The organism is Actinomadura sp. NPDC048032, from assembly GCF_040653175.1.
GTDB lineage: Bacteria > Actinomycetota > Actinomycetes > Streptosporangiales > Streptosporangiaceae > Spirillospora > Spirillospora verrucosospora.
Window position 1 is genome coordinate 1 of the sequence record NZ_JBEZJP010000559.1, and the last position, 4,330, is coordinate 4,330.

General features: G+C 70.5%; 7 protein-coding genes. All 7 read left to right on the forward strand.

Annotation, left to right across the window (positions count from 1 at the left end):
- On the forward strand, positions 1-714 hold a 714-nt coding region (locus AB0C69_RS38820), incomplete at its 5' end, for a hypothetical protein (RefSeq protein WP_360361074.1).
- 19 nt (positions 715-733) lie between these two features.
- Positions 734-1,165 carry a hypothetical protein gene (locus AB0C69_RS38825; RefSeq protein ID WP_360361077.1) on the forward strand — a complete coding sequence of 144 codons (432 nt, stop codon included), beginning with the start codon at positions 734-736 and terminating at the stop codon, positions 1,163-1,165.
- Positions 1,165-1,332 (forward strand): hypothetical protein, encoded by a 168-nt coding sequence (locus AB0C69_RS38830; RefSeq protein WP_360361080.1) that lies wholly within the window; start codon positions 1,165-1,167, stop codon positions 1,330-1,332. Before AB0C69_RS38825 ends, AB0C69_RS38830 begins: the two co-directional genes overlap by 1 nt.
- Before the next feature lie 14 nt (positions 1,333-1,346).
- Positions 1,347-1,502, forward strand: a complete 156-nt coding sequence (locus AB0C69_RS38835; protein WP_360361083.1) for a hypothetical protein — start codon at positions 1,347-1,349, stop codon at positions 1,500-1,502.
- Positions 1,503-1,595: 93 nt separating this feature from the next.
- Positions 1,596-3,020, forward strand: coding sequence for a replication initiator (locus tag AB0C69_RS38840; protein ID WP_360361086.1), 1,425 nt, complete (start codon positions 1,596-1,598; stop codon positions 3,018-3,020).
- Positions 3,002-3,181, forward strand: a complete 180-nt coding sequence (locus tag AB0C69_RS38845; RefSeq protein ID WP_360361089.1) for a helix-turn-helix domain-containing protein — start codon at positions 3,002-3,004, stop codon at positions 3,179-3,181. The genes AB0C69_RS38840 and AB0C69_RS38845 overlap by 19 nt, the downstream gene beginning before the upstream one ends.
- A partial coding sequence (locus AB0C69_RS38850; RefSeq protein WP_360361092.1) for a site-specific integrase occupies positions 3,181-4,330 on the forward strand: 1,150 nt, incomplete at its 3' end. The genes AB0C69_RS38845 and AB0C69_RS38850, both read left to right, overlap by 1 nt.

Genomic DNA, 4,330 nt, shown 5'->3' on the forward strand with positions numbered 1-4,330 from the left:
GCCTGGGCCATTGCGGTCTGCATCGACCTGACCTGCGTCATGGCCGCCGCGGAACGCCAGCGGGACAAGAACACCGGGCGAGACACCGGACGGCTGACGTGGCCGACCGTGGTCCTCGTCGGCGGAATCCTGCTGTCGCTGGCCGCCAACCTCGCCCAAGCGCACCCCTCGGTCTGGGGCTGGATCACCGCGGGGACTCCGGCGGGCGCGTTCCTGGTCGCGGTGTCGATGCTGGAGCGCCGAAAGGCCGGCACCCCGGCGGCTCACACCTCGCCCGTCCCGGAGGCCTTCGGCCGTCCCGACCCGGCCCCGGTCGTCTCGTCCGCGTCCTCGTCCGGCTCGTCCTCGCCGTCGTCCCCGTGGGTGGTCTGGGAGGACGAACACTCCACCCTCGCCGCTGCTGCCGTCCCCGGTCCGCAGGACGAACCCCGCGACCGCGAGGAGCAGGACGGCCAGATCTCCATCCCCGTCCCCGCCGAGCAGTCCCCCGCGGCGCCGTCCGCTCCGCCGTCTGCTTCCTCCTCGTCGCCCGGTGCGGCGGGGCCGCTGGTCGACTTCGCGCGCCGCGTCGCCTCCGAGCACGAAAGCCGCCACGGGCGGCCGATCACCCGTGACGCGCTGCGTGCCCGGCTCGGCGTCTCCAACCAACTCGCCTCAGACCTGCTCCGCCAGCTCCGCACCGAACAGCCCCACGCAACCGCGTCCGTCTCCTAACTCGCTGGAGGAACCCACTATGACCGCGTCCCCCGAACTGACCGGCCAGACCTCCCTGCCGGTGCCCGGTGACCTGTTCGCCCGCCATCAAGTCATCACCGGCCTGCGGGCCCTGGCCGACTTCCTGGAGGCCAACCCCTGCGTCCCGGTCCACGAGTACGGCGACACCGTCGACTTCTTCGTCCGCGAGGGCGACGACGCCACCTCGGCCGCGCGAGTCGACCAGGTCGCCGCCCTGCTGGACGTGCCCGTCGCCGACGACCGGCCCACCGGCGGCCACTACATCGCCTCCAAGTCCTTCGGCCGCATCGCCTACCGCATCGTCCACGTCCCCAAGCGCCGCCGCTACAAGTCCGGCACCCGAGACCCCTACTTCAACGACCTCGACCTCGACCCCGACGCCGACATGGACCGGTCGATCGACCGCGACCGGTACGGAGGGTTCGCCTGATGGCCGCACAGCCCCCGGCAGCACACCCGACCCGCGCCAGCCGCGACGACCGGTATGAGCAGCCGCACCTCCAAGTACGCGCCTGGGTGTGCGGGACGTGCGGCGGGGGCGGCGTCGCCTCCGACGGGTCCACCTGCCCCGACTGCAACGGCCACGGCCACACCTGACAGGAGGGCACCTGATGTTCCTACGTCGTTGCGCCTTCGCCTGCTTCTGGCTGGTCCTGGGCCTGTTCGCCCTCCGGCACCCCGGACCCGCCGCCCAAGCCGTCCGCGCTCTCTTCGAGGGCCTGGCCCTGCTCGCCGACGCGCTCTCGCTGCTGGTGTCGGCCTTGTAGTCCCCGGCGTGGCCGCCGTCGCCGGCAAGCAAGCGCGGCCACGCCGGGCCCATCACCCGCCCATCCCACAGACAGGCAGGAGACCCGTTCATCGTGCCCGATCCCGCCCCCGCTCCGCACATCACCGGTGTGGCCGCGCGTGACATGGCCAACCGGTACAACCGCGCCGACTTCCGCGCCTGGGCCCGCCGCGCACACACCACCGGAGGATGCGCCCAACCCGTCCACCTCCGCGGACGCGTCACCCACCTCGACCCCCAAACCGGCGAAATCCTCCGGCACTACTCCACCGCCCAAGAGCCGGGCGGAACGCTGCGGGTGGCGTGCAAGACCCGGCGGGCCTCGCGGTGCCCGGCTTGCGCTGAGACCTACCGCGCCGACACCTACCAACTCGTCCGCGCGGGCCTGGTCGGCGGCAAGGGCGTCCCGGACACCGTCACCCGGCACCCGGCGGCCTTCGTCACGCTCACCGCACCCTCATTCGGGCCAGTCCACTCCCGCCGCACCGGCAAGAGCGGCGCGGTGGTGGCCTGCCGCCCTCGACGCGACGGCAGGACGTGTCCGCACGGGCGGCCCGTCTCCTGCACCGTCCGACATGGCGACGCAGACCCGCGGCTCGGGCAACCGATCTGCCCAGACTGCTTCGACTACGCGGGCGCGGTGCTCTGGAATGCCCACGCCCCCGAACTGTGGCGCCGGTTCGCGTTGGCCTTCCGGCGCTACGTCGCCCGATCGGCGGGCCTGCGCGTGGCCGACCTACGGGACGTGCTCACCGTCTCGTTCGCCAAAGTCGCCGAATACCAACGGCGCGGCCTGGTCCACTTCCACGCCGTCATCCGCCTCGACGGCCCCGGCGGCCCCGATGCCTCCCCGCCCGCATGGGCAACCCTCGATCTCCTCAAAGCAGCCGTCGACCACGCGGCGAGCGCGGTCACCGTCTCGACCCCCGCGGCCGGGGACGTCCCGGCCCTGACGCACGCCTGGGGCTCACAGGTCGACGTCCGACCGATCACCACCACAGGAGAACTCACCGATACCGCCGTGGCGGGCTACATCGCCAAGTACGCCACCAAAGCCGCCGAATGCGTCGGCACCCTCGACCGCCGCATACGCCCCACCGACGAACTGACCGACCTGCCCGTGAGCGGCCACGCGCGGCGACTCATCGCCGAATGCCTCCGCCTTGGTGCCCTCGAGGAGTTCGCGGGGCTGCGGCTGGCGGAGTGGGCGCACATGCTCGGCTTCCGCGGCCACTTCTCCACCAAATCCCGCCGCTACTCCACCACCCTCGGCGCACTCCGCCAAGCCCGCATCGACCACAACCAGCACCAACACGACGAACCAACCACCGGACGCCTCCCCTTCGACGACGACCAGGTCCTCGTCGTCGCCCACTGGCGCTACCTCGGCCAAGGCATGACACCCGGCGAAGCACTCCTCACCGCCGCACTCACCGGCAAGCCCATGCCGACCCTCACCACCCATGAACGGAGTTCCGCGTGCCCAAGCTCCTGCTGACCGTCCCCGAAGCCGCCAAAGCCCTCGCGATCTCCCGCAGCAAGCTCTACGAACTCCTCGCCTCCGGCGCCATCCGCTCCATCCGCATCGACGGCGCACGTCGCATCCCGCTCAACGCCCTCAACGACTACGTCAACGCCCTGATGGAAGAGGCAGCCTGATGACCAAGACCGCTCTAGCCAACCCCGAAGAGCCACGCAGGCCCGGCAAGTCCAAGCTCCGCGACGGAGTGATGAAGCGCGGCAAGACCTGGTCCTACGTCATCCGCGTCACCGACCCCGAAACCGGCATCTCCAAACCAAAGTGGGTCGGTGGCTTTCCCGACGAGTCATCCGCCAAGGAGGCTCGCGACGAAGCACGGGTCAAGGCGCGGCGCGGTGAGTACATTGACCGCAACGCCATCACCGTGGGCGAGTACCTGGACGAGTGGCTCGACGCTCACGCGGTTGAGATCAAGCCCAAGACCCTGGCCGACTACCGGCATCTGATCGACCGGCACGTCAAGCCCAACATCGGGGGTCTACGGCTCCAAGCTGTCCGGCCTGGCCAGATCACCAAGCTCTACCGCGACCTCGTCACCGTAGGCGGCCGAAAGGGGGCGGGGCTCTCGCCTCGGACGGTGGCCTACGTTCACGCGGTGCTCCGTAAGGCGTTCGGTGACGCCGTGTTGGTTGACCAGATCCTCCCGTCCAACCCGGTCGAGCGCGCCAAGCGGCCTCGTCTCGGCCACCCCGAACCGGGCGATATCTGGACCCCTGCGATGCTGCGGACCTTCCTCAAGGTCGCCGAAACTCACCGGCTATCCGCGTTCTTCCACTTGGCCGCGTACACGGGCGCGCGGCGCGGGGAGTTGCTCAATCTGCGATGGCGTGACCTTGATCTGGAGGGTGCGTCCGTCCATATCAAGGGCTCGGCCTCGTTCATCGCCGGCGAGCGCATCGAGGGGACGACCAAGAGCGGCCGGTCACGTGTGGTCAGCCTCGACGCCGGGACGGTCGTCGCCCTCAAGGCGCACCGTAAGCGCCAGCTCGCGGACAAGCTCAAGGTCGGTGCGTCCTGGAGGGGGGCCGCCAGGGAGGAGGACAGCTACGTGTTCGCTACCGGGTGGGGAGAGCCAGTCCACCCAGACACCGTCTCGTCCTTGATGACGTCCCTGATCAAGCTTCACAACGAGCCCAAAGACGGGGCGGCACCAGCCGCCCCTCTACCGCACGCCCGGCTCCACGACCTACGCCACATCCACGCGACGACTCTGCTCCTGGCGGGCGTCCCGGTGCACGTGGTCGCCGCTCGGCTCGGGCACGCTGACC